The organism is uncultured Aquimarina sp., assembly GCF_947495315.1.
In the GTDB taxonomy this organism is placed as follows: domain Bacteria; phylum Bacteroidota; class Bacteroidia; order Flavobacteriales; family Flavobacteriaceae; genus Aquimarina.
In genome coordinates this window covers 201016-224239 of the sequence record NZ_CANLYD010000005.1, presented here as the reverse complement: position 1 = coordinate 224239, position 23224 = coordinate 201016, and the positions used below count along the sequence as shown (strand labels likewise).

Annotated in this window: 18 protein-coding genes; 6 read left to right on the top strand and 12 right to left on the bottom strand. The window is 33.0% G+C overall.

The features are described from left to right. Positions 1–177: 177 nt before the first annotated feature. From Q0910_RS11135 to Q0910_RS11125, 3 genes are all read right to left on the bottom strand, one after another. Positions 178–2361, bottom strand: coding sequence for a fasciclin domain-containing protein (locus tag Q0910_RS11135; RefSeq protein WP_299216017.1), 2184 nt, complete (start codon positions 2359–2361; stop codon positions 178–180). 134 nt (positions 2362–2495) lie between these two features. Then, entirely contained in the window at positions 2496–3848 is a 1353-nt protein-coding gene (locus tag Q0910_RS11130) for a fasciclin domain-containing protein (RefSeq protein WP_299216014.1), read from the bottom strand. Between the two features lie 135 nt (positions 3849–3983). Next, positions 3984–4658, bottom strand: coding sequence for a hypothetical protein (locus Q0910_RS11125; RefSeq protein ID WP_299216011.1), 675 nt, complete (start codon positions 4656–4658; stop codon positions 3984–3986). Positions 4659–4752: 94 nt separating this feature from the next. On the opposite strand from Q0910_RS11125, the gene Q0910_RS11120 reads away from it, so the two are divergent. The 3 genes from Q0910_RS11120 (at position 4753) to Q0910_RS11110 (ending at position 8729) form a co-directional block, all read left to right on the top strand. Further along, on the top strand, positions 4753–5268 hold the full coding sequence (locus tag Q0910_RS11120) for a sigma-70 family RNA polymerase sigma factor (RefSeq protein WP_299216008.1): 516 nt from the start codon (positions 4753–4755) through the stop codon (positions 5266–5268). 63 nt (positions 5269–5331) lie between these two features. Then, a complete protein-coding gene (locus Q0910_RS11115; RefSeq protein WP_299216005.1) occupies positions 5332–6237 on the top strand; it encodes a FecR family protein in 906 nt (301 codons plus the stop codon). Further along, positions 6234–8729 (top strand): TonB-dependent receptor plug domain-containing protein, encoded by a 2496-nt coding sequence (locus tag Q0910_RS11110; RefSeq protein WP_299216002.1) that lies wholly within the window; start codon positions 6234–6236, stop codon positions 8727–8729. Before Q0910_RS11115 ends, Q0910_RS11110 begins: the two co-directional genes overlap by 4 nt. On the opposite strand, the gene Q0910_RS11105 is transcribed toward Q0910_RS11110, so the two are convergent. Continuing rightward, on the bottom strand, positions 8726–9193 hold the full coding sequence (locus Q0910_RS11105; RefSeq protein WP_299216000.1) for a GNAT family N-acetyltransferase: 468 nt from the start codon (positions 9191–9193) through the stop codon (positions 8726–8728). The genes Q0910_RS11110 and Q0910_RS11105 overlap by 4 nt on opposite strands. Positions 9194–9344: 151 nt before the next feature. Between Q0910_RS11105 and Q0910_RS11100 the strand changes: the two genes are divergently transcribed. Continuing rightward, positions 9345–11333, top strand: a complete 1989-nt coding sequence (locus tag Q0910_RS11100) for a tetratricopeptide repeat-containing sensor histidine kinase (RefSeq protein WP_299215997.1) — start codon at positions 9345–9347, stop codon at positions 11331–11333. Positions 11334–11340: 7 nt separating this feature from the next. Here the strand turns inward: Q0910_RS11100 and argS are convergent, their stop codons facing one another. Next, positions 11341–13119 carry an arginine--tRNA ligase gene (gene argS / locus Q0910_RS11095; RefSeq protein WP_299215994.1) on the bottom strand — a complete coding sequence of 593 codons (1779 nt, stop codon included), beginning with the start codon at positions 13117–13119 and terminating at the stop codon, positions 11341–11343. A gap of 613 nt (positions 13120–13732) precedes the next feature. Between argS and Q0910_RS11090 the strand changes: the two genes are divergently transcribed. Both Q0910_RS11090 and Q0910_RS11085 read left to right on the top strand, forming a co-directional pair. Beyond that, positions 13733–15166 carry an SDR family oxidoreductase gene (locus tag Q0910_RS11090; protein ID WP_299215991.1) on the top strand — a complete coding sequence of 478 codons (1434 nt, stop codon included), beginning with the start codon at positions 13733–13735 and terminating at the stop codon, positions 15164–15166. A gap of 76 nt (positions 15167–15242) precedes the next feature. Then, on the top strand, positions 15243–15869 hold the full coding sequence (locus tag Q0910_RS11085; protein ID WP_299215988.1) for a chromophore lyase CpcT/CpeT: 627 nt from the start codon (positions 15243–15245) through the stop codon (positions 15867–15869). Positions 15870–15873: 4 nt separating this feature from the next. Here Q0910_RS11085 and Q0910_RS11080 read toward each other — a convergent pair whose 3' ends face one another. From Q0910_RS11080 to rplQ, 7 genes are all read right to left on the bottom strand, one after another. Next, entirely contained in the window at positions 15874–16284 is a 411-nt protein-coding gene (locus tag Q0910_RS11080; protein WP_299215985.1) for an Rrf2 family transcriptional regulator, read from the bottom strand. Positions 16285–16366: 82 nt separating this feature from the next. Continuing rightward, a complete protein-coding gene (gene ctlX, locus Q0910_RS11075) occupies positions 16367–17299 on the bottom strand; it encodes a citrulline utilization hydrolase CtlX (protein WP_299215982.1) in 933 nt (310 codons plus the stop codon). A 3-nt stretch (positions 17300–17302) separates the two neighbouring features. Further along, positions 17303–18217, bottom strand: coding sequence for an amidinotransferase (locus Q0910_RS11070; protein WP_299215979.1), 915 nt, complete (start codon positions 18215–18217; stop codon positions 17303–17305). Between the two features lie 216 nt (positions 18218–18433). Further along, the gene (locus Q0910_RS11065; protein ID WP_299215976.1) at positions 18434–19720 is read right to left on the bottom strand and encodes a citrate synthase; all 1287 of its coding nucleotides are present in this window, start codon (positions 19718–19720) and stop codon (positions 18434–18436) included. A 279-nt stretch (positions 19721–19999) separates the two neighbouring features. After that, complete coding sequence (eno, locus tag Q0910_RS11060; protein ID WP_298318619.1) at positions 20000–21292, bottom strand: phosphopyruvate hydratase; 1293 nt, start codon at positions 21290–21292, stop codon at positions 20000–20002. A 184-nt stretch (positions 21293–21476) separates the two neighbouring features. Continuing rightward, positions 21477–22592: a glutamine-hydrolyzing carbamoyl-phosphate synthase small subunit gene (carA, locus tag Q0910_RS11055; RefSeq protein ID WP_299215972.1), complete on the bottom strand. Its 1116-nt coding sequence runs from the start codon at positions 22590–22592 to the stop codon at positions 21477–21479. A 124-nt stretch (positions 22593–22716) separates the two neighbouring features. Then, positions 22717–23184 carry a 50S ribosomal protein L17 gene (rplQ, locus tag Q0910_RS11050; RefSeq protein ID WP_091411313.1) on the bottom strand — a complete coding sequence of 156 codons (468 nt, stop codon included), beginning with the start codon at positions 23182–23184 and terminating at the stop codon, positions 22717–22719. Positions 23185–23224 lie beyond the last annotated feature (40 nt).

Below are 23224 nucleotides of genomic sequence, written 5' to 3'. Positions count from 1 at the left end.
GACAGGTGCAAATTTAATGATTTGAAGTGTATTAATAAAGAATGGTTAAGACAGAATTCTAAATATCCTAAGAAGAAATTAGCTTAAAATAAAAAAGCTATTAGAAAGAATAAGAATTCTCTTTCTAATAGCTTCTTGGACATCATAATTTTGGCTAATTCAAATCATGTCCTTTGGTTATAAAGATGGCGGAATTAATACACCATTAATTACATGTACAATACCATTAGATGCTTCAATATTAGCGATATCAACTCTGATAATTTCGTTTAAAAATACTTCACCATTAATCATTTCAATAGTTACTTCATCTCCTTGAACCGTAGTAACAGTCTGACCCGTAAGCAAATCATCTGCAGTAAACTTACCTGCTGCAACATGATATAAAAGCACTTCAGTTAATGCATCTCCTGCAGGAATTGCTTCTAAAGCATCAAATGCATCGTTAGTAGGCGCAAATACTGTAAAAGGACCTTCTCCATTTAGGGTATCTACTAAATCCGCTACTTGCAATGCTCCCACTAGCGTAGAGAGTTCTGGTGTAGCAACCGCTATCTCAACAATGGATTGCAGATCAGCTGGTGGAAGTAATACTCCATCAATTACATGTACGATACCATTAGAAGCTTCAATATCTGCAATACTAACTTTTACATTCCCATTCAAAAAGACTTCTCCGTCAATCATATCGATAGCAACCTCATCACCTTGAACAGTAGTAACCGTCTGACCAGCAAGTAAATCTTCTGCAGTAAATTTACCGGCAGCAACGTGATACAAAAGTACTTCTGTTAATGCATCTCCTGCAGGAATTGCATCTAATGCATCAAACGCAGCGTTAGTAGGAGCAAATACTGTAAAAGGTCCATCTCCATTTAAGGTATCTACTAAATTAGCTGCTTGTAATGCACCAACCAATGTAGAAAGTTCTGGTGTATCTACAGCGATCTCCACAATTGATTGTAGATCAGCTGGAGGAAGTAATACTCCATCAATTACATGTACGATACCATTAGAAGCTTCAATATCTGCAATACTTACTTTAATAGAACTATTTAAAAAGACTTCTCCATTAATTATCTCGATAGTAACCTCATCACCTTGAGCAGTAGTAACCGTCTGACCAGCAAGTAAATCTTCTGCAGTAAATTTACCGGCAGCAACGTGATACAAAAGTACCTCTGTTAATGCATCTCCTGCAGGAATTGCATCTAATGCATCAAACGCAGCGTTAGTAGGAGCAAATACTGTAAAAGGTCCATCTCCATTTAAGGTATCTACTAAATTAGCTGCTTGTAACGCACCAACCAAAGTAGAAAGCTCTGGTGTTGCAACTGCTATTTCTACTATTGATGGTAATGGTTGAAAAGATGGCGGTATTAACACTGTATCAATAATTTGGATTACTCCATTAGAGCCCCCAATATTTGCAGAAAGAAGTTTTACTGTATCATTGATAACTATCTCATTATTTTCGTTTAAACTTACTTTTACATCTTCACCTTGCAATGTTGTTATCATTTCCTCTATTAACAACTCTGCTGTATTGAATCTTCCACTAGCAACATGGTATAAAAGAATTTGTTTTAAAACTTCTAATCCTGGGACTTCCTCTAAGGCTGCAAAAGCTTCATCTGTAGGAGCAAAAACTGTAAAAGGACCTTCTCCTGATAACGGCGCTACTAAATCTGTAGCTTGTAACGCTCCCACTAAAGAAGTAAATCTACCGTCCTCAACAATTAAATCTACTATGGTCTTATCTGGAAAAACGGTCTCTATCAATTCTGCATTCCAATCTCCTCTTCCTATACCGCCGTTACCAAAAATTCTAAAACCTCCTTGTAAATTACCTTCTGTATCTACTCTTCCAATTCCGAAAATGAGACTTCTTCCTGGAGGGTTAATTATTAAATAAACAATTCCATCGCTTACAATAGCCCCTCTAGTTCTAGCTCTAGTTCCATCAGGTAAAATTAAATTCCCTCGAACAATTGTAAAACTTGCATGGTACAAGGTGAAATTTAACCTAAGTTCACCTTCAATGTCTGTTCCAGCACCTGCTCCGCTATTTATCGTTGCCGAAAAATCATATACTCTTCTTTCTCTACTAATATCAAATCTCGTACTTTTAGAAGTGTCAAAAGCTTCCTCATCATTTTCTGGCTCAGCCAATTCTCCATCAATAATGTTTTGGGTCATTTCTTCGATTTCATCAAAGCTTATAATCTTTGATTCTTCAAATTCGATCTGCTCAGGGTTTGATTGGTCTAATTCATTATTATCTGTTTGACAAGAGACCAAAAGGGACGTTACAAAAAGGCACAAGAATGGTACCGTTAATCTTTGGATTAGCGTTTTCATTGGTTTTAATTTAAATTAGTTAATACTTAAAATGAGTGTGAAAAAAGGGCATTTAGTATTGAAAAATCGGGGGTTTCAATTTCTAAATGCCCTTTCGGGGGAATTATTATCTTGGGGCAATAATTTTTTGTTTTTTAGTTTGCAGCTGGCAATAATACTTGATCAATCGCATGAATTACACCGTTAGCAGCTTGAACATCAACTACAATAATGTTACTTGCACTGGTATTTCCGGCTCCGGTTACACTAGGTGCAGATGCGTCGATCGTTACATCTCCATTTAAGGTCGTAACAGGACCATCAACTAAATCTGTAGAACGTACATTTGCTCCTCCTACCACATGATAATTTAAAATAGCAGCTACTTCATTCTCATCTGTTGGTACGGTAATCGCTGCAAAAGCATCATCTGTCGGTGCAAATACTGTAAAAGGTGCCGGGTCAGTACCTAAAGCAGTACTTAAAATACTTGCAAAATCCGTTGATGGAGTCAACGTTGTCAACGCAGCTACTAATGTTGAAAAATTAGCATCTGCTGTGGCAAAAGTTACAACAGTGGGTAACGTAATTACAGCATCTACCTTATGGATTACTCCATTAGATGCTACGATATCTGCTTCACTAACATCAGAAATACCATTGAATGAAACACCACTATCTGTATTGATATAAATACTTATGTTATTCATAGTATCACCGTAAGTAGCTAATGTATTCGAGTATGTTGTAGTAAGAGCTGTAGAAACATTTGTTCCAGCAATTACGTGATTTAACAGCACCTGTTCCAAATCAGCAGTTGAAAATCCTGAAATATCACCCAAATCTGTAAAAGCATCGTTATCCGGAGCTAATAAGGTTAGATCACTATCTTCTCCACTTAAAACAGCAGCAAAGTCCGTATTAAATCCAGTGGTCGTAGTAGCAACCGTTGCTAGTGTAGAAAAATTACTATCTAATCCTACGAATGTTAACATTGTTGGTAATGAAATTACTTTATCAACTGCGTGTATAACACCATTATCCGTCATTATATCCGGCGTAGTAACTGTAGACTCTCCGTTAATAACTACACCACTAGTAGTATTAATGTACATGCTTATGTTTGCTCCAGAATTAGCCTCAGTAGCTATGTTTTTCACATAACCTGTTGTTAAATCTGCAGCGGTTTCAGTTGTACCTAGTACATGATTTCGTAAAACTTGTTCTAATGTTGCAACTGGCACATCCTCTAAAGAAGCTCCGTCTAAAAATTCAGTGAATGCTGCATTATTTGGTGCAAATACGGTAAAAGTACCTGTTCCGTTTAAAGCAACATCCAGTCCAGTTCTTTGTAAAGCAGCTAACAAAGAGCTATAATCAGCATTATCTGCCACAAAATCTGCTATGGTCATCGAATCTGGAATAAATATAGTATCATCATCATCACTACAAGAAGCGATAGAAATTATACATAATGCTAAAAAAGCTTTTTTGAAGAAATTTTTCATGTTATTGGTTTTAATTTTATAATTAATTGTTCGATGATGAAACAACTGATAAAACAAAAGTGCTACCCTTAAAATTGATTTTAATACTTTTTTAACTTTTTGTTTAATGTTTTAGTTAAAAAAATTAAACAAAATTTATCCGTCATTTTCTTCACAGGATGTCTCAAAGGCAAGAATTCTAGATAGTAACTCGTCGTTATGTGTTGCATCTAGATACTCTCCATTGCTTAGCAATAATCTAATAGGATAATTTATTGCCACCAAAGTGTTTTCATCAAGATTTTCCATAAATCCAAATACTTGAGCGTCATGCACAACCTTTACTGTTCTAATTATATTATTATTAGAATTAAAAGTTGCAAATCGAAAAGGGTACACAAAATCCACGCATTCAATATCATCATCCTGTACTTCACAACTATTGGCTAACAATTGCAACTCTATATCATTTTCAATAATTTCTTCTACATGATTATCTCTAGTTACAGTAATAGGAAATTGAATTTTAATATCATCAGATTGATTTAATTGATTGTAATCTTCTATTTGATCAATTACAATCTCCTCTGTTGTATTTCTTATTATAGAATAAGGTAAATTAATACTATAGCAATTACCACCATCTACCAAATCGTCATAAGATCCATCATGTGTAACAATATTTCTCATTAATTTTGCTAGTTGTGAGTCTTTCGGAATCGTGTTATCGAGTGTCGAATCAATAAATTCTCGTTCTTCTTCTTGACAAGAAATCATAAAAAAAGTACAACTAACAAACACCCCTACAATACAATACCTTAACTTTTTCATATCACTATTCTTTATTCTACTTACTATAATAACAATTTAAGTGCCCAAATTCCCACTAGCTTAAGTTTTTTTTTAATTTTGAAGAAAACTAAAAATGCCTAAAGATCTATTTGAAAATGTTTGTGAAGAAAGATTGTTTTCGCAACTTTTTGCAAAACATTCTAAAAATCTTCACGACTTTATCTATTACAAATATGGTGAACATATCAACCCAAAAGATCAAGTTCAGGAAGCATTTATTAAACTTTGGGATAATTGTAATAAAGTTTCTTTAGAAAAAGCAAAAAGTTTTTTGTTCACAGTTGCCAATAATCTTTCCCTAAACCAAATAAAACACGATAAAGTAAAATTAAGGTATCAGCAAACAGAAACAAACGACAGAACCAACGAAAGCCCTCATTTTGTATTAGAAGAAAAAGAATACCTTCAAAAATATCAAACAGCACTTGCAAAATTAACAGAGGCTCAACGAGTAACTTTTCTGATGAATAGAATCGAAGGAAAAAAACATAAAGAAATTGCTGATTTATTAGGGATTTCGAGAAAAGCTGTAGAAAAAAGAATTTATGGCGCTCTAGAGAAATTAAGAAAAGACATCGAAGGAATTTAAAAACAACAAAGCAAGAGGTAGGAATTAATGCCTGTCGATTGTTATAGTATTAAGAATCTTGTTATGAAGAAGAAGGATCTTATTAAAAAGTGGTTGAACAACGAACAACTCACTAAGCAGGAATCAGAGGCGTTTGAGAAATTGGACGCCTATGATTCTTACGTAAAGATATCGGAAACTGCGAAAAAATTCAGTGCCCCAGATTATGATATCGCAAGCAATCAAGAAATACTTAAAAAGAAATTATCAGGACGAAAAAGAATTACTTCCAAAAACTCTTATCGAAAAACATTCTTACGAATTGCTGCGGTTTTTGTTCTCGGACTTGGATTATATTTTTCTTTCTTCAAAGAGTATGATACAACCATAGATACTGTTGCTAGCCAAAAAACTACTCACGAGTTACCTGACAAGTCTATTATTAGACTTAATGCACTTTCTTCCATAACTTATGATAAAAAAAATTGGGATGATGAGCGTAAATTATCTTTAGAAGGCGAAGCATATTTCAACGTAGCCAAAGGTAAGAAGTTTGACGTATATACTCCATCAGGTGTTGTAAGTGTTATCGGAACTCAATTCAATATTAAGCAAAGAGATGACATTTTTGAGGTAACCTGTTATGAAGGAGTTGTTAGTGTTACTATTGCTAATCAAACAAAATATTTAAGAGCTGGAGATGCTTTGGAGCTAGTTGCAGAACAAATAAAAGAAAAGAAAATTACAGATAAAGAACCTACATGGCATTCTAATAAAAGTTATTTCCAGAAAACCCCTTTCACAAGGGTATTGAAAGAACTAGAATGGCAGTATGGAGTCACTGTAAAAATAAAAAATATTGATCACTCTATACTTTTTACGGGTAATTTTGTACATTCAGATATTCAAACGGCATTAAAGGCAATTACGATTCCGATGCGTTTGAAATATGTGATTAATAACAAAACCGTAACCTTATACAAAGAGTGATTAAACCCAAAATCCTCGTTTCCAGTGTCCTGATATTTTTTGTTCTTTTTACGGCAATATCCCAAACCGAAAAAGGCACTCATTCTCTTATATCTGTTTTAAACACTATTCAGAAAAAATTTGGATACGATTTTTCATATATTAATGAAGAACTAGAAGGTGTTTATATTCCCAAACCTTTAGATTCCATAAATTTTGAGGAAACCATAAGGTATCTTGAGAGCAACACACCTTTTAACTATACTATTCTAAAAGATAATACGGTAGCACTAAGTTTTAAACCGTTAGAAATTTGTGGAATTCTAAAAGGTACAGATGATATCATTATAACTGATGCTACTATTCAGAGTTCGAACAATGCTGCAATTAGTGATATTGAGGGTAAATTCATACTTAAAATTGAATCACCTAATCAGAAAATCAAAATTAAATATCTAGGGTATGTACCTCTAATACTTTCTCCACTAGATTTTATTAAAGAACCTTGTAAAAACATTATTTTAACTCAAAAGGTTGAATATATAAATGAAATTATCCTTAATGACTATTTAATTAAGGGGATAGATAAACAACTAGATGGTTCTGTTCGTATAGATTATAATAATTTTGGTATCCTGCCAGGGCTTACTGAACCTGATTTGCTACAAACCATACAGGCTCTTCCGGGCATCCTGAGCGTAAACGAAACTGTTTCTGACATTAATGTACGTGGCGGAACTAATGACCAAAATCTTATACTATGGGATGGAATAAAGATGTACCAATCCAGTCATTTTTTTGGACTCATTTCTGCATTTAACCCCTATCTAACCAAAAACGTGCAAGTATTCAAAAATGGTTCTAGTGCAAGATACGGCGATGGAGTTTCTAGTGTGATCGCGATGAATACTACCAACAACATTAATAATGAACTAGATGCTAGTATTGGTCTAAACCTAATAAGTGTTGATAGCCATATTGATACTCCTATTAACAAAAAATCTTCCATTCAATTAGCTGTAAGACACTCGATCAATGAAATCCTAAAAACTCCTACCTATAATCGATTCTTTGATAAAGCATTTCAGAATTCTGAGGTAATTAGTAGTGATAATTCTGATGAACGGTTTTCTTTTTATGATGCAAGTATGAGATGGTTGTATCAACTATCATCAAAAGATCTTATTAAAATAAACGCCTTGGTAATGCGTAATAATCTTGTTTTTCAGGAAAACCCTAGGGATAGTCAAATTGATATTTCCAGAGAAAGCAGTGCTAAACAAAAGAATATTGTAGGTGGTATTCTGTATCAGCGTAATTGGAGTGAAATTTTTCGGAGCGAACTACTCCTGTATGGAACAAACTATACTCTAGAAACAGTTAATTCGGATATACAAAATAACCAGAGACTTTTACAAGAAAATGATGTTCTCGAAAATGGTTTAAAGTTAAATACTTTACTTAAGACTGATTTTAATATTAATTTAAAAAATGGATATCAATTCAATGAAACCGGAATATCATATCTACGGGATCTAAACAATCCGACGTTTAGAGACCTTACAAAAGAAGTCGTTAGAACACATAGCTTATTCTCGGAGATAGAATATAGATCTGATAGTAATTCTATATATGCCAATTTGGGAGCTCGTCTTAATTATTTAGAGAAGTTTGATACCTATATTTTTGAACCCCGTGTAAATCTTTACAAACGATTTACCAATCATTTTACACTGGAACTTCTTGGTGAAATAAAAAGCCAGTCAAGCTCTCAGATTATTGATCTTCAAAATGATTTTTTAGGGATAGAAAGTCGACGATGGGTGCTATCCAACAATGAAGACATCCCTATATTAAAAAGCAAACAAGCCTCTATTGGTCTTAGTTATAACCATAATAATTGGTTAGTTACAACAGATGTTTATTATAAAGATGTTGAAGGTATTATTACCCGAAGCCAAGGTTTTCAGAATCAATTTGAATTCATAAATGATCATGGTAGCTATGCTGTCTTAGGAATTGATTTTTTGGTAAATAAAAGATTTAAAAACTTTAGTACTTGGCTGAGCTACTCCTATGCAGACAATGAATATACATTTAATAATTTAAGTCCTTCTAATTTTCCTAATAATATTGATATACGTCATAATATAAATTTTGCTGTTGCATATAACAAGAATAATCTAAAAATCTCTGGTGGTGTTAACTGGCATAGCGGAAAACCAACTACTTTACCGAACCCAAGTAACATAATCCAAAACGAAACTATAAACTACTTAAACCCAAATAGTGACCGATTGGATAGTTACATCAGATTAGATCTTTCCTCTACATATACTTTTAAAATTACCGAAAAAATAAATGGTCTTGCAGGAATTTCTATTTGGAATATTACTGATCAGGAAAATATTTTTAATAATTATTACATCAGAAGAGATCAAAACGAAGTGGAGGAAGTGAAAGAATTAGGTCTTGGTATTACCCCAAATGCTGTCTTACGTCTAAATTTCTAAAGATTCTTTACACCATTGTAAGTAACTACATCTTCTCCTCCAGCTACTTTCTCAATATTTTTGATTATTTCAAAACCATTTTTCTTAAAAAAATCTTTTGTACTCATATTAATTCGAGTTGTTAAGATTCCTATGTTAGCTTCTTCGGCTATGTTCTCCAAAGTTTTATACAACTCTTTCGCAATACCTCTACCTTGATAATTTTGATGAACAAAAATATATTCTATTACTCCATCTTTACTAAGAGAAAATGAACCAACCACCTCTCCATTTAGTTTTGCATTGTACACAAAATCTTCAGTAAACTTTTCAATCCAATGTTTTTTATCCAACGCTAACCTAGAAAATATTTTCACTTCTTCTTTAGTGAAAATTTTGGAACCATAAATAGTAACTGTCTGATAAAAAAGACGCTGCATTAAAGGTAAATCACTATCAGTAGCTCTAGAAATTTGATAATTCATTTAGTATAGTAGAAGAAAACTTCTTTTGTTATGGGGTAAAACAACTTTTTTCTAAAATAAACAAAAAACACTTAGAAATAAAAATTTTTGTTAAAAAAAACATAAAATTAGATGAAAATATTGTAATTTATACCTGCCCTAAATAATATGTATGAAACACCGCTATCTTTATTTGACATTGGTATTACTCCTTTTTAGCAATGTGTCTCTTTGTCAACAAAAACAATTGGACAGCCTTATTCAAGTGACAAATTCTACATCAGATTCATTACATATTAACTTAGCTGCTGACCTAATTTATGAATTGAGCTTGAATGAACAATTCACAGAAGGTTTAAAGTATTGCGACACTTTCATAAGAATTTCTAAAAACATAAAATATGACAAAGGAGTTGGTCAATTACACAATGAAAAAGCATCTATATATAATCAAACTGATGAACTCTACGAATCATTAAAATGTTTTGACCAGGCAGCTTTATATTACGGAAGAATTAATTACACCCGAGGGCTTGCAATGATTCAAAATAACAAAGCTGTTATAGAACAGCGATTAGGCAACCCAGAAAAGAGTATTACCCATCTCTTGGAAGCAAACATATACTATGAAAAACTAAAAGATAGTGTTAGTCTATCGACGACTATCAATAATATTGGGAATGTATACGGAGACCTTAATGAATTTGATGCAGCTAAAAAATATTACTACCAATCATTACAACTAAAAAAGAAAACGAATTCCAAAACCATAGGTTCTACACTAAACAATTTAGCTATAATTTACACAAAAGAAAACAAGCTAGATAGCGCATTAGTGTTACTAAATCAATCTTTAAAAATAAACAAAAAAGATAATGATAGTAAAGGTATCTCTGAGGCATATAGTGCACTGGGTAAAATCTCTTTTATTAAGAAAGAATATCAACAGGCAAAAAAATATTACGAATCCGCACTTTTTCTTGGTGGGAAAATAGCTTACAAAGAACGACTTACCCGAACAAAGCTGTCATTAGGTGAAATTGCTATCAAAACAAACAAATATAAGGAAGCAGACACATATATCTCTGCTGCTAGGAAAGAGGCAAAAAACCTTAACTCTACCCCTTTATTACTTAATAGTTATGATTTATCTTCAGTCTTGGATTCTGCAAGAGGTAATTATGTAAGTGCCTATAAGTGGCAAAAAGAATATAAAAATTTATTTAATGAACATACACTTAAAGAAACCAGCCAGAAGATAGACCTAGTTAAAAAAAGGCTTGAAAACGAAAAAAGACAACAAGCTATTTTGGATAAACAAAAAATAGCAGAACAAGAGGTTAAGGAAGAGCTATTTAAACAAAAAATTTACACGTACATTGCGATTGCCGCTTTTGTTGTCGCCATTATTTTTATCATTGGAATCGTAAAAAGCAGGTTACAAAGGGCAAAGTATATCAAGGAACTTAATGCATCTAATCAGGTAAAAAATAAATTGTTTTCTATAGTTTCTCACGATTTAAAAAATGAAATTCACGGGCTGGACAACACGTTTAATTTATTAAGAGATGATGTAATTTCTGAAAATGAATTTAAAGAAATCATTCCAATACTTTCCAATAGTACTCATCAAACCTCTTTACTATTAACCAACCTTTTAAATTGGTCAAAATCTCAGATGAATGAACTTAGAGCAAGTCCCAAATCATTTAACTTTTCAGAAATAATACAGGATAAATTCACTTTTTTTGCATCCAAAGCATCTCATAAACAAATAAAGCTTATAAATAACCTTAATAATACTACTCAAGTTTATGCTGATAAAGATATGAGTAACATCGTAACACAAAACTTAATCGCTAATGCTATAAAATTTTGTAGCTCTGGTGACACAATCACTATTTATAAAAAAGAAGAAGAAAATAGTACCAAAATCTATTTTGAAGATACAGGAATAGGAATTTCTGAAGAAAATATAAGCAAACTATTTTCTGATGAAAATCTAACTACAAAAGGGACAAACAATGAAACAGGTACTGGTTTAGGGTTAAAAATCTGTATAGAATTAATTACTCTCAATCAAGGTACCTTAGACGTTGAAAGTACTCAAGGAGAAGGAAGCACTTTTTGCATTACACTTCCTAAAACTTCAGTCTCATAAATTATTATTACATACGTTCCGGAACCTGAACCCCTAATAGTCCAAATGCAGATTTTATAGTTGCTCCAACTACTCCCGAAAGTTGAACTCTAAAAATCTTTTCTGCCTCAGAATCTGCTCCAAAAATGGATACATTCTGAAAAAACGAATTATATCCCTTCACTAAATCATAGGTGTAATTGGCTATAATTGCCGGACTTAAATCCTTTGCTGCATTCTGAATGATTTCAGGATACATTTCTAACAACTTTATCAGTTCTTTCTCTCTTCCGTCCAACGTTATATTTTTCACAAGACCACTCCAATCAAAATCTGCTTTACGCAAAATTGCTTGAATTCTTGCATATGTATATTGGATAAAAGGCCCTGTATTTCCTTGAAAATCTACTGATTCTGAAGGGTTAAAGAGTATTCTTTTTTTAGGATCTACTTTTAGAATAAAATATTTTAATGCTCCCAGACCGATAGTTTTGTAAACTGCATTTTTTTCTTCTTCAGAATATCCTTCTAATTTTCCTAATTCTTTAGAGATTTCTCCAGCGGTTTCAGCCATTTCCACTATAAGATCATCTGCATCGACTACAGTACCTTCTCTACTCTTCATTTTACCACTAGGTAGATCTACCATTCCGTAGCTTAGATGATGTAAATTCCTGGACCAATCATATCCAAGTTTTTTAAGAATCAGAAACAGCACCTTAAAATGATAATCCTGTTCGTTAGCCACGGTATAAATCATACCTCCGATGTCTGGATTATCTTTAACACGCTGTATGGCCGTACCAATGTCTTGAGTCATATATACCGCCGTACCATCACTACGTAATACTAACTTTTCATCCAATCCTTCATCCGTAAGATCACACCAAACAGATCCGTCTTCTTTCTTAAAGAATACACCACTAGCAAGACCTTCTTCTATATTATCTTTTCCTAAAAGATAGGTGTTACTTTCATAATAATAGCTATCAAAATCGACACCTAATGTCTTATATGTCTGATCAAAACCTGCATATACCCAACTGTTCATGGTTCTCCAAAGTTTTACAACATCTTCATCTCCAGCTTCCCATTTTCTAAGCATTTCTTGGGCTTCCATTAAAATAGGAGCTTCTTTTTTTGCTTCGTCTTCTGTTTTTCCTGAAGCGATCAACTCTGATATTTCGCTTTTATATTCCTGATCAAACTTTACATAATAATTACCTACCAGTTTGTCTCCTTTTAACCCGGTAGACTCTGGAGTTGCTCCATCCCCAAATTTTTGCCAGGCTACCATACTTTTACAAATATGAATCCCTCGATCATTAATAATCTGGGTTTTATATACTTTTTTACCACTAGCTTTAATGATTTCTGCTACCGCATAACCTAACAAGTTATTTCTTACATGACCTAGATGCAGTGGTTTATTCGTATTGGGAGAAGAATATTCTAGCATTATAGCCTTATCCCCTTCTCTTGGAGTTACGAAACCATAGTGTTCGACATCTTTTATTTCTGTAAAAAAGTTTAAATAATATTGATCAGCAATTACAAGGTTAAGAAATCCTTTTACCACATTAAATGCAGTAATCTCTTCTACATGTTCTACCAAATACGTTCCTACAGCTTCACCTATCTGAACAGGATTACCTTTTACGACGCGTAACATAGGGAAAACCACCACTGTAATATCACCTTCGAACTCCTTGCGAGTTCCTTGTAATTCTACAGATTCTAAGTTTGCGTTATACAGTTCTTTTATTGCTTCTTTTACCTGTCCTGAAATGGTTTGCTGTAATATCATTTTATAAATTGTATTTGATACAAAAATCAGGCAGCAAAGATAATAGAAATATAATCTTCTACCACTTCAATACAGATCAATTCGTATCTTATAACAAAAGAAAAAAATGCTGATTAATAATACCTTCCGAGATCCCTAACTTAAAAAAAAATATTGATCAACAAGTTGGAAAACCATTTACCATAAAGTAACGAGTAAAATTAGGTGAAATCGTTTCTCCTAAACTTAGCATAACAGAAGCCAGTATAGAAATTAATAATTTAAACAGTTGCAATATAGAACTTAGGCCTAAAGGTGTTTTAGTAGGTTTTGGAGTTCACTTAGAAACATATTTATTAGTGATTCCTTTTTATAAATTAACAATCTACAAAGAGAAAGCAGAAGAATATAGTATTTATAAAGACAATTATTTTATTAAATTTTATGCAAAAAGTACGGATACAGTCATTCATAAATATGCAAAAAAATCAGCTATAAAGTAAATAAGTAGGTCTACAAAAATTGAAGATTTATGATAAAACCCGACTAAAGCTTTAATAACTAGCTTATGTAAAATCCTTCTATCCCAGCTAAGTATAACCAATTTATTTCTTCGTATCTTTTACCTAAAAAGATGCGGATACTACTTACTGGTGCCAACGGCTATATTGGTATGAGATTACTGCCCTTATTATTAGATTCTGGTCACGAAATCATTTGTACTGTAAGGGATAAGGATAGACTGTCGATCGATCAGGAGACAGTGAAAAGAATTTCTATTGTAGAGATAGATTTTTTAGAAGATCCAGATACTAAAATCCTGCCTAAAGACATTGATGTAGCATATTATCTAATTCATTCTATGAGTTCATCAACTTCTGACTTTGATAAAAAAGAAGAGATTTCTGCTCAAAATTTCAATACGTATGTTGCTCACACCAATATCAAACAAGTAATCTATCTAAGCGGTATTGTAAACGAAAAGAATTTATCTAAACACCTTTGGTCGCGAAAGAATGTTGAAGAAACCTTATATCAAGGAAATTTTAATCTAACCGTTTTACGATCAGGAATTATCGTTGGATCCGGTAGTTCTTCTTTCGAAATCATAAGAGATCTATGCGAAAAACTACCTGTAATGATAACACCAAAATGGGTAAACACCAAAACGCATCCTATTGCTGTTAGAGATGTTCTAAGTTTTATGACGGGAGTACTAGGCAACTCTGAATGCTATAACCAATCATTTGATATAAGTGGCCCCAATGTAATTACCTATAGACAAATGCTATTACTTTACGCAAAAGTAAGAGGGATCAAACTGTTTATTTTTACACTACCTGTTATGACTCCCAAGCTTTCTTCTTATTGGTTGTATTTTGTGACCTCTACCTCTTATAAACTTGCGTTAAATCTGGTTGACAGCATGAGCATACCTGTAATTGCCAATGATAAACGGTTACAAGAAATGTTAGGAATTGAACCTATGACATATACCAAAGCGCTGGAATTAGCATTTATTAAAATTGAACAAAATCAGGTAGTATCAAGCTGGAAGGATTCTATGATCAGCGGACGTTTTGATAAAGACATCCAGAAATATGTTACAGTTCCCAAAAAAGGATGTCTTAGAGACAAGAAGAAAATTAAAATTAGTGACCCTAATCTGGTAGTCGAAAGAATATGGGCAATCGGTGGAGAAACCGGTTGGTATTATGGAGATTGGATGTGGAAAATAAGAGGACATATAGATAAATTTTTTGGTGGAGTTGGATTAAGAAGAGGAAGGACAAATCCAGATAAAATTTACTCTGGAGACGCTTTGGATTTTTGGCGAGTTTTGGTTGCTGATAAAAACGAAAAGCGTTTGCTACTTTTTGCCGAAATGAAAGTGCCGGGAGAAGCTTGGTTAGAATTTGACATTGATAAAAACAACATCCTCCATCAAACCGCTACATTTAGACCAAGAGGGATTTGGGGTAGATTATACTGGTATCTTATGGTTCCTTTTCATTACTTTATATTTGGTGGAATGATACGCAATATCGTATCACAAAGCACAAAATAACATAGATAAAAAGCTTATTTTTATCGATAAATAGCACTTCTGCGGAAAAATATTAGTATTTTTGTATAAAAAGCACATGCAGAGATCATTACTTTTTCTAAGCTTATTAATTATTACAATTAGTTGTAGTACTAAGATAGAACATGACTCTCAACTAGAAGACCTTACTGAGTTTTTATCAGGGAAATTTTCATCAAAAAAACAAGCAAAAGAAGAATCTGGGTATTTTGCAGTATGCCTTATTAATATTCCTATTTGGAAAGATAGACCTGGTTATTGGTTTTATCAAGAACTATACGATGAAAAAAATAGTACCTCAATTTACAATCAAAGAATAATAAATTTTCAGAAATTAGATAGTACAACTATTAATAGTATTAACTATATTATCCCTAATCAAAAAAGATATATAAACGGTTGGAAAGATATTTCTATGTTTGATAACTTAACGATTGATAGTCTTAAAAACAGAGAAGGATGCGATGTGTATTTCAAAAAGGAGACTTCAACTATTTACCATGGAAAAACCAAAAATGGTACTTGTTCAAGTAGTTTAAGTAACAAAATATCTTACACAACAAGTAATATCGTAATTAGTAAAAACAAAATCACCTCTTGGGATCGAGGCTATGATATACAAGGAAAGCAGGTTTGGGGTAGCATTCAGGGACCTTATAAATTTATTCGAGTTCCTGAAGACTAAGAGATTAATCCATAAAATCTCCAAGCGTTCTATTTTCTAAAACTTTTAGGGTATTATCTCTTACTTCTATCATAAGCCGATGTACGGTACAGGCATCTTCATCAGGACAATCATCACATTTTTCATAAAAGTTCAAACTTACACAAGGCAACATTGCTATTGGCCCTTCTAACACTCTTATTACCGATGCCATTGAAATTTCTTTAGGCTCTTTAATTAGATAATATCCACCGCCTTTTCCTTTTTTAGAACCTAAAAGACCATTCTTACGAAGGGTGAGTAATATACTTTCTAAAAACTTTTGAGAAATATTTTCACTTTTAGCAATCTCAGATATTAAAACAGGATGTTCGCACCTTTTTCTTGCTATATAGGTTAGCGCTTTTAATCCGTATTTTGTTTTCTTCGAAAGCATTTGTTTATTTATTACATCAAAAATAGTTAAAAGATATCACTTCGCATTTTTACAATATCTTTTAACTATTTTCAGATCATAATTATCTCTTTGGAAGAAAAACTTCTGCCATCATACAACGGGCGCTCCCACCTCCTAATCTTTCGATTGTTTCAAGATTGCTATGCAAAATAGCACAATGTTTCTCTATTTTAGATATTTGATCCTTTGATAAACTATTATATGCCGCAGAAGACATTACTAAATATTGTTTTTCATCAGCTCCAACTACTTGTAACATATTCCCAGCAAAGTTATTTACCTGAGCTTCTGTAATTGAAATTATTTCTTTACCATCATTCTTTAGGTGGTTTACTAAGCTTTTTCGTTCTTTTTTATCATCTACACAATCTAAACACACTACCGCAAAAGTTTCTCCAACTCCCATCATAACATTGGTATGATAAATTGCCAATCGCTCACCTTTCACTGTTTGATATGCCGTAAAAATCACTGGAGTATACTCAAAATCCTCACAGAACTCAATGAGCAATTGTTCATCTGCTCGTGGCGAAAGTGCGCAGTACGCTTTTCTATGAAATCTATCCAAAACAAGACTTCCTGTACCTTCAAGAAAAATACCATCATCTTCTGCTTCGGTATAGTCTATTATATTTTTTATTTCAAAACCAGCATCTTCAATCGTATCTAAAACCTCGGGGCGACGTTCTCTCCTTCTATTAACAGCAAACATAGGATATAAACCTACATCTCCATTTTCGTGAAAAGAAACCCAGTTATTTGGAAAAATAGAATCCGGCGTATCATTTTCCGGCTTATCATCTATTACAATAACATTTACACCTACTGATCTGAGTTTTTCGATAAAACTATCAAATTCTTTTTGTGCTTTTATATTAGCGTCTTCCGTACTATCATCAGTGGTATCCTGATAGTAGTTATTAACTGCCGTTTCCTCATTCATCCTAAACTTAACCGGACGAATCATTACTATAGTGTTTGTGATTTGTTTCATTATCTAATCTCTTATCAATGGCATAGTAGAACAACGTAAAAGACCTTCTTGTTTTGCTATTTCTGAATAGGGAACTTCTTCTACAGTTATATTTAAGCTACGTAACCAAGTATTTAATCTAGTAAAGCCTTTCTCTGAAATCACTATATCTTCTGATATAGAAAATATATTAGAGTTCATATAATACATTTCATCTCTATTAATGTGAAATAAATTTTCATTTCCAAAAAAGTCAACTAAATATTTATAATCCTCTAAATTTCTGAATCCTTCTTTATGGATTATAGCTTTATTTTTACCTACAGGTTGAAAACAGCAATCTAAATGTAAAGCATTATCTCTTGGATCATTCATTGATTTACTGAGATCAAACTCTTTCACTATTTTATTTGGAAAAAGCGATCTAATATATTCTACCCCTTTCATATTAGTTCTTGCTACAATGCAGTCGCTATAATCTTCTCCTTTATAAGTACCTATAAAAACATGATCGTTATGGATCATAATATCACCTCCTTCAAAATGAATATCTTCTGATGGGGCTTTATAGACTTTATCTGGATCGATTTGATCAATTACATATTGAATCGCCTTAATCTCCTTTTCTCTATCAGGAAGTATATTTGATTTAATAAATGCATCCTCTAATACTAATGCAATATCTCTTGCAAAGATTTGATTATAATTATCTATTATTTCGGGTCTATATACTTTTACATCATACTTTTCAAAAACCTTAGCTACAGCTTCCATCTCTGAAACCATATCAGCCTCTTTAGGGTATGTTCCAGCTTTAATATGCTCTATGGATTTAGGATCGTAAGCTTCTTCAATTTTTGGAACAGGACCATTACTTATGGCCGTCCCTAAAACAACTGCTCTAAGTCTTGAAGTTTCATTTTGGATATTTAATTTCAATCGTCTAATTTTAAGGTAAAACTATAGTTGCTATATCATTTTATGATCCAACAAATATAGGAAGAGGGGCTATGTAGATGCTAATTTTATTCAAAAAAAATATCAACTTTTTATCAAATTCCTAAAGTAAGCTTCTTTAAAAACAACATATTGATAATTTCACAAAAAAAGGGTGTTGAAATATTTCAACACCCTTTTACTTTTATTAGCTTTTATTTATCTTTCAGAAACTGGTTTAAAAGACCTAAACGTTTCTCCTGTATATATCTGTCTTGGTCTTCCTATTGGTTCTTTACGAAGGCGCATTTCTCTCCATTGTGCAATCCAACCAGGTAATCTTCCTAATGCAAACATAACCGTAAACATTTCGGTTGGTATTCCTAAGGCTCTATATATGATTCCGGAATAGAAATCCACATTCGGATATAATTTTCTTTGTACAAAATATTCATCCTCTAAAGCTACTTTTGCAAGACCTTTAGCAATATCTAGAACAGGATCTTCCATTCCTAGATCAGCAAGTACCTCTTCTGCTGCTACTTTTATAATTTTTGCTCTTGGATCGAAGTTTTTGTATACTCTATGTCCAAACCCCATTAAACGGAAAGAATCTTCTTTATCTTTAGCCTTAGCTATATATTTTGCCGTATCACCTCCATCTTCTTTGATCGCTTCCAACATTTCAATAACCGCTTGATTTGCTCCTCCGTGCAAAGGTCCCCATAACGCTGAAATTCCTGCTGATAAAGAAGCAAACAATCCAGCGTGAGATGATCCTACAATTCTAACTGTAGAAGTAGAACAATTTTGCTCGTGATCTGCGTGTAGAATTAATAGTTTATCTAAAGCATCATTAACAATCTTATTAGCCTCATATGTTTTATTAGGCCTAGAGAACATCATTTTATGTAAATTCTCAACATATCCCAAAGCGTTATCTCCATAATCCAATGGCAAACTTTTTCTTTTTCTCATTGTCCAAGCTGCTAACACAGGAAACTTAGCTAAAATTTTAACAATAGCATTATACATCTCCTCCTCAGAATCAACATCTACAGATCCGGGATTAAAAGCTATCAACGCACTTGTTAGAGATGAAAGAACCCCCATTGGATGAGCACTTTTCGGAAATCCATCAAGAATTTTCTTCATGTCTTCATCTACGTGAGACTCCTCTTTTATGTCTTTATCAAATTTATCAAGTTGTTCAGCTGTTGGTAACTCTCCAAAAATCAATAAGTAAGCTACTTCTAAAAAATCTGCTTTTTCAGCTAGCTCTTCTATAGAATATCCGCGGTATCTTAGAATTCCTTTTTCTCCATCCAGAAAAGTAATCGCACTCTCACAACTCCCTGTATTTTTATATCCAGGATCAATAGTTGTTATGCCTCCAGTGGCACCTCTAAGAGTTTTGATATCAATTCCTAATTCTTTTTCAGTTCCTTCTATTATTGGGAACTCATATTTGTTACCGTCTATTTCTAAAGTAGCTTTTTTTGACATTGTGATTATTTAGAATTTTGCTGTTATAATAAGGGTTGCTAAATTACAAAATATAGTGTTAATATATTATTAATCGTACCATCTATTTTATAATAGAAATCTCTCTTTGATGTTATACCAAAAAAAAGAGGATTCATTACGAATCCTCTTTTTAAAATCATTTTTTTTCATAAAAAACCAACTTATAAATTATAAAAATTGATTAGTTATTGTAAATACATAAAACTGTGTATCAATAAGAACAATCCTAACAAGAGTTATTTCTATTCTTAAATCTATTTACTTTTTAACTTTGAATGCTTTTTCCTTTGGATAATAAGCTACAACACCTAGTTCTTCCTCTATACGAAGTAATTGATTATACTTCGCCATTCTATCACTACGTGATGCCGAACCTGTTTTAATCTGACCTGTATTTAGAGCCACCGCTAAATCAGCGATAGTGTTATCTTCAGTTTCACCAGATCGATGAGACATTACGGAAGTATATCCAGCATTATGTGCCATATTTACAGCTGCTATTGTCTCTGTAAGTGTCCCTATTTGGTTTACCTTAATTAAAATTGAATTAGCTATACCGTTTTCGATTCCCCTTGATAATCTTTCTACATTTGTAACAAATAAATCATCTCCAACTAGCTGTACTTTATCTCCAACTTTATCAGTTAAATATTTCCAACCATCCCAATCATTCTCGTCCATTCCATCTTCTATTGATACAATAGGGTATTTAGAAGCAAGTTCAGCAAGGTAGTCAGCTTGTTCTTCACTTGTTCTTATGACACCTGTTTTCCCTTCAAACTTAGTATAATCATACTTGCCATCAACGAAAAACTCTGCAGCAGCACAGTCTAAAGCAACCATTACTTCATCTCCAAACTTATATCCAGCTTTCTCAACAGCTAATGCAATCGAATCCAAAGCATCTTCTGTTCCATCTAATGTAGGCGCAAAACCACCTTCATCACCTACAGCAGTACTTAATCCTCTATCGTGAAGTACTTTCTTTAAATTATGGAATATTTCAGTTCCCATTTGCATTGCATGGGTAAAATCTTTTGCTTTTACCGGCATTACCATAAATTCTTGAAATGCAATTGGCGCATCACTATGAGATCCTCCATTTATAATATTCATCATCGGAACAGGTAAAGTGTTTGCACTTACTCCACCTACATAACGATATAATGGCATATTAAGTTCGTTAGCTGCAGCTTTAGCTGCGGCTAAAGAAACACCTAAAATTGCATTTGCTCCTAATTTTGATTTATTAGGAGTACCATCTAATTCGATCATGGTCTGATCTAATAAATTTTGGTCAAATACAGAATATCCTAATAATTCTTCAGCGATTATGGTATTTACATTTTCTACTGCCTTTTTAACCCCTTTACCCATATAATCACTTCCACCATCTCTTAGTTCTACAGCTTCGTGTTCTCCTGTTGAAGCTCCAGAAGGAACCGCAGCTCTACCTAAAACACCATTTTCGGTAATCACGTCTACTTCTACTGTAGGGTTACCACGTGAATCTAAAATTTGTCTGGCGTGAATATTTATAATTACACTCATTTCTTGATTTGTTTTTGTTGGATAATTTTAATTCTTCGCAATATACAAAACAGGTAAATTTAAATACCTCAGAAAACCTCTTAATTTATTGCTTAAACCACAGTAAACACAACAAGTTATCAACTATAACGTTATAGATCAACTTCTTGCTGAACACAAGGTATTTGCAACAACCACAGAAGTTTTAAGCTTCTACCTTTGCTTTTTTAATATTACTAATAAACTGATCGAATAAATAAATTGAATCATTTGGTCCAGGGCTAGCTTCTGGATGATATTGCACTGAAAAACAATTTTTGTTCTTCATTTTAATTCCAGCGACTGTGTGATCATTTAGATGAACATGAGTAATCTCTACATCAGAATTATTTTCTGTTTCTTCTCTATTAATTGCAAAACCATGATTCTGAGATGTTATTTCTCCTTTTCCTGTAATTAGATTTTTTACAGGGTGATTGATCCCTCTATGGCCGTGATGCATTTTATATGTACTTATACCGTTAGCTAGAGCGATTACCTGATGTCCTAAACAAATCCCAAACAATGGTAAATCCCTTTTGATTATTTCTCTAGCTGTTTCAATAGCTTTCGATAACGGCTCGGGATCACCAGGGCCATTAGAAAGAAAATAACCATCAGGGCCCCATTCGCTCATCTCCTCGAAAGTCGTATCATAAGGAAAAACCTTAATATACGCATCTCTTTTTGCCAGATTACGAAGTATATTCTTTTTTATCCCAATATCTAAAGCTGAAATCTTATATGTTGCATTAGGATCCCCAAAAAAATAAGGTTTTTTAGTAGAAACCTTGGATGCCAGCTCTAGTCCATTCATATCAGGAACTGCAGCTAATTGTTTTTTTAATGAATCGATATCCTCTATTTCCGTTGAGATTAAGGCATTCATTGCTCCATTATCTCGTATATAACTTACCAAAGCACGTGTATCTACATCTGATACCGCTAATAAGTTATGTTCTTCTAAAAACTCTTGCAGAGAACGATCAGCAAGGTCACGAGAGAATTCATAACTGAAATTTTTAACAATCAAACCAGAGATTTTAATCGAATCTGATTCTACTTCTTCGTCATTAGTTCCATAATTCCCTATATGAGCATTGGTAGTTACCATTAACTGCCCGAAATAAGAAGGATCCGTAAAAATCTCCTGATACCCTGTCATTCCAGTATTAAAACATACTTCGCCGAATGCCGTACCCTCTTTTCCAACAGCTTTTCCATAAAAAATAGTTCCGTCCGCTAGTAAGACAATTGCTTTTTTTCGAGATTGATATTTCATCTTATATACTTTTTGCTATTTAATTTCCTATTAAAGGTTCTAAACTTTTTTAAAAATATTCAAAAAAAAAGGATAAACGATGAACGTTTATCCTTTATAGTTATGTGTAAATCACATTTCTCATTTATTCTTCTTCAGAACTAGGAGTTTCAACTACTGGTGCAGTTTCAGTTTTCTTAGTTCTACCTCTTCGAGTAGATTTCTTTTTAGCTGGTTTACCTGCATTATAAAGCTCGTTATAATCAACTAGCTCTATCATTGCCATATCCGCATTATCCCCAAGACGATTACCCAGTTTAATAATTCTGGTATATCCTCCAGGTCTATCGCCAACTTTAGCAGCTACATCTCTAAACAATTCTGCTACTGCATACTTGTTACGTAATTTACTAAACACAATACGACGATTGTGCGTAGTATCTTCTTTAGACTTAGTTACTAATGGTTCTACAAACTGCTTAAGCGCTTTTGCTTTTGCAACTGTAGTATTTATTCTCTTATGTTCTATAAGAGAACAAGCCATATTAGCAAGCATAGCTTTACGATGTGCTGTCTTTCTACCTAAATGGTTTACTTTTTTTCCGTGTCTCATGACATTAAAAATTTAAGCATCATCTTGCTCAATCTACCTC

What these genes read in the sequence shown, in the direction of transcription:
- Q0910_RS11135 (WP_299216017.1), bottom strand. Translation starts at nt 2,361, where the DNA reads ATGAAAACGCTAATCCAAAGATTAACGGTACCATTCTTGTGCCTTTTT.
- Q0910_RS11130 (WP_299216014.1), bottom strand. Translation starts at nt 3,848, where the DNA reads ATGAAAAATTTCTTCAAAAAAGCTTTTTTAGCATTATGTATAATTTCT.
- Q0910_RS11125 (WP_299216011.1), bottom strand. Translation starts at nt 4,658, where the DNA reads ATGAAAAAGTTAAGGTATTGTATTGTAGGGGTGTTTGTTAGTTGTACT.
- Q0910_RS11120 (WP_299216008.1), top strand. Translation starts at nt 4,753, where the DNA reads ATGCCTAAAGATCTATTTGAAAATGTTTGTGAAGAAAGATTGTTTTCG.
- Q0910_RS11115 (WP_299216005.1), top strand. Translation starts at nt 5,332, where the DNA reads ATGAAGAAGAAGGATCTTATTAAAAAGTGGTTGAACAACGAACAACTC.
- Q0910_RS11105 (WP_299216000.1), bottom strand. Translation starts at nt 9,193, where the DNA reads ATGAATTATCAAATTTCTAGAGCTACTGATAGTGATTTACCTTTAATG.
- Q0910_RS11100 (WP_299215997.1), top strand. Translation starts at nt 9,345, where the DNA reads ATGAAACACCGCTATCTTTATTTGACATTGGTATTACTCCTTTTTAGC.
- argS (WP_299215994.1), bottom strand. Translation starts at nt 13,119, where the DNA reads ATGATATTACAGCAAACCATTTCAGGACAGGTAAAAGAAGCAATAAAA.
- Q0910_RS11090 (WP_299215991.1), top strand. Translation starts at nt 13,733, where the DNA reads ATGCGGATACTACTTACTGGTGCCAACGGCTATATTGGTATGAGATTA.
- Q0910_RS11085 (WP_299215988.1), top strand. Translation starts at nt 15,243, where the DNA reads ATGCAGAGATCATTACTTTTTCTAAGCTTATTAATTATTACAATTAGT.
- Q0910_RS11080 (WP_299215985.1), bottom strand. Translation starts at nt 16,284, where the DNA reads ATGCTTTCGAAGAAAACAAAATACGGATTAAAAGCGCTAACCTATATA.
- ctlX (WP_299215982.1), bottom strand. Translation starts at nt 17,299, where the DNA reads ATGAAACAAATCACAAACACTATAGTAATGATTCGTCCGGTTAAGTTT.
- Q0910_RS11065 (WP_299215976.1), bottom strand. Translation starts at nt 19,720, where the DNA reads ATGTCAAAAAAAGCTACTTTAGAAATAGACGGTAACAAATATGAGTTC.
- eno (WP_298318619.1), bottom strand. Translation starts at nt 21,292, where the DNA reads ATGAGTGTAATTATAAATATTCACGCCAGACAAATTTTAGATTCACGT.
- carA (WP_299215972.1), bottom strand. Translation starts at nt 22,592, where the DNA reads ATGAAATATCAATCTCGAAAAAAAGCAATTGTCTTACTAGCGGACGGA.
- rplQ (WP_091411313.1), bottom strand. Translation starts at nt 23,184, where the DNA reads ATGAGACACGGAAAAAAAGTAAACCATTTAGGTAGAAAGACAGCACAT.